The following is a 2,498-nucleotide window of genomic DNA, read 5'->3' as shown; positions in this document are numbered from 1 at the left end:
CCCCCTGCCGGGGGCGACTCACTTTCTTTGTCTTGCCAAAGAAAGTGAGTCAGCCCCGGCAGGGGATGAAACAAGGGATGCACCACAAAACCAAAACCCCATCCCCCTCGCCCAAAAATTAGCCGGTAATCAAAATCGCCCGAAAATCATTCACATTAGTCCGGGTCGGCCCAGTCACAATCAAATCCCCCAGCGCATCAAAAAACCCATACCCATCGTTGTTGTCGAGCAATTGCTTAGCCCGCAACCCGAGCGCTTCAGCACGCGCCAGACTATCCGGCGTCAACATCGCGCCAGCGTTGTCTTCCGAGCCATCGATGCCATCGGTATCGCAAGCAATCGCATGCACACCCGGCAAACCATCCAACGCCACGCCCAGCGCCAGCAGGAACTCGGCATTGCGCCCGCCGCGCCCATTACCACGCACGGTCACCGTGGTTTCACCACCCGACAGAATCACGCACGGTTTGGTGAACGGCTGGTTGCGCGCCACGATCTGCCGCACGATGCCGGCATGCACTTCGGCCACATCGCGCGCTTCGCCTTCAATGCTGTCCGACAGGATGTGTGCCTCGTAACCGAGCGCGCGTGCCTGCGCGGCGGCGGCTTCCAGCGCGTGCTGGGCCGTCGCGATGACGTGGCTGCGATGGCCTTCGAAACGTGCATCGCCGGGCTTGGGCGTCTCGCCCGCGCCGGTTTCCAGATGACGGCGCACCGCTTCGGGCACGTCGATGCCGTATTTGTCGATCACGGCCAGCGCATCTGCGCAGGTGGTGGCGTCGGGCAGCGTCGGGCCGCTGGCGATCAGCGTCGGGTCGTCGCCGGGAATATCCGAGATCAGCAGCGTCTCGACGCGTGCCGGTGCGCACGCCAGTGCCAGGCGCCCGCCCTTGATCGACGAGAGGTGCTTGCGCACGCAGTTCATCTCGCCGATGCTCGCGCCGCTCTTGAGCAGCGCACGGTTGACGGACTGCTTGTCGGCCAGCGTCAGGCCTTCGGCGGGTGCAGCCAGCAGGGCGGAGCCACCGCCCGAGATCAGGCACAGCACGAGGTCGTCTTCCGTCAAACCTTCGAGCAGGCCGACCATGCGTTGCGCGGCGCGTTGGCCGGCTGCATCGGGCACGGGGTGCGAGGCTTCAACCACCTCAATGCGGCCCTGCGTGCCGGGCGCACGGCCGTGCTCGTAACGCGTGACGACCAGGCCGGACAGCTCGCCCTTCCAGTGCTGCTCCACCGCCTCGGCCATCGCTGCAGCGCCCTTGCCAGCGCCGATGACGATGGTGCGGCCACGCGGCGGTTCGGGCAGGAATGCCGGCAGGCATTGCGCAGCGCTGACCGCAGCCACCGCGGTATCAAACAGGCCGTGCAACAGCGCGCGCGGCGACGGATTGGGCAAGGCGGCGCGCAGGGCGGCCTGGGCAGACTGGTCGTGGTGCATGGCAGAAAGCGGGGAAACAGCAAAAAGACTGCCGCCGCCCGGAGGCTGCGACAGTGCACACAACTTAGGCGCGCATTCAGGCGATGTCGTGGTTCGACATGATCTCGATCGCGCGGCACAGCGCCGAATGGTCCTGCTTGCCCAGGCCGTTGGCGGCGCAGGTGTTGAACAGTTCCTGCGCGGTGGCCGTGTTCGGCAGCGCCACGCCCAGCGTCTTCGCCCCTTGCAGCGCCAGGTTCAGATCCTTCTGGTGCAGCTCGATGCGGAAGCCCGGATCGAACGTACGCTTGACCATGCGCTCGCCGTGCACTTCCAGGATGCGCGAGGCCGCGAAGCCGCCCATCAGCGCCTGACGCACCTTCGCCGGGTCGGCGCCGGCCTTCGATGCGAAGAGCAGCGCTTCGGACACGGCCTGGATGTTCAGCGCCACGATGATCTGGTTGGCCACCTTGGTGGTCTGGCCGTCGCCGTTGCCGCCCACCAGCGTGATGTTCTTGCCCATCAGCTGGAACAGCGGTGCCACGCGGTCGAACGCAGCCTGCTCCCCGCCCACCATGATCGTCAGCGATGCGGCCTTCGCGCCCACTTCGCCGCCCGACACCGGAGCATCCAGGTATTGCGCGCCGAGCTTGTTGATGCGGGCTGCGAAGTCCTTCGTCGCGATCGGCGAGATCGAACTCATGTCGACGACGATCTTGCTGGCAGCAGCGTCCTTGCCGGCATCCTTCAGCGCCTTGGCGACACCCTTCTCGCTGAACAGCACGGCTTCAACGTGCGGGGTGTCCGGCACCATGATGAAGATGATGTCGGCACGCTTGGCGACTTCTTCTGCGCTCGTGCAGACCGTCACGCCGGCTTCCACCAGCGCGGCGGGTGCCGGGTTGACGTCGTGCACGAAGAGCGTGTGGCCGGCGGCGCGCAGATGACCGGCCATGGGGGCGCCCATGATGCCGAGGCCGATGAAACCGAGGTTGAGATTGTTTGCCATGGTGAGGGATCTCCTTGGTTTGGATGTGTTGGTGGTTTGCTTGTTTGAACCTTGGTGGTTCATCTCCCTTTC

General features: G+C 65.2%; 2 protein-coding genes. Both read right to left on the bottom strand.

The window, feature by feature from the left end; all coding sequences use genetic code 11:
• Window positions 1-118: 118 nt before the first annotated feature.
• Window positions 119-1,438, bottom strand: a complete 1,320-nt coding sequence (locus A6M56_RS05230; protein WP_102080402.1) for a glycerate kinase type-2 family protein — start codon at window positions 1,436-1,438, stop codon at window positions 119-121.
• A 76-nt stretch (window positions 1,439-1,514) separates the two neighbouring features.
• On the bottom strand, window positions 1,515-2,489 hold the full coding sequence (gene glxR, locus A6M56_RS05225) for a 2-hydroxy-3-oxopropionate reductase (RefSeq protein ID WP_286757859.1): 975 nt from the start codon (window positions 2,487-2,489) through the stop codon (window positions 1,515-1,517).
• Between the last annotated feature and the right edge of the window lie 9 nt (window positions 2,490-2,498).

Source organism: Ralstonia sp. RL, assembly GCF_001683835.1.
GTDB classification, from domain to species: domain Bacteria; phylum Pseudomonadota; class Gammaproteobacteria; order Burkholderiales; family Burkholderiaceae; genus Ralstonia; species Ralstonia mannitolilytica.
This window is presented reverse-complemented; position numbering and strand designations above follow the sequence as displayed.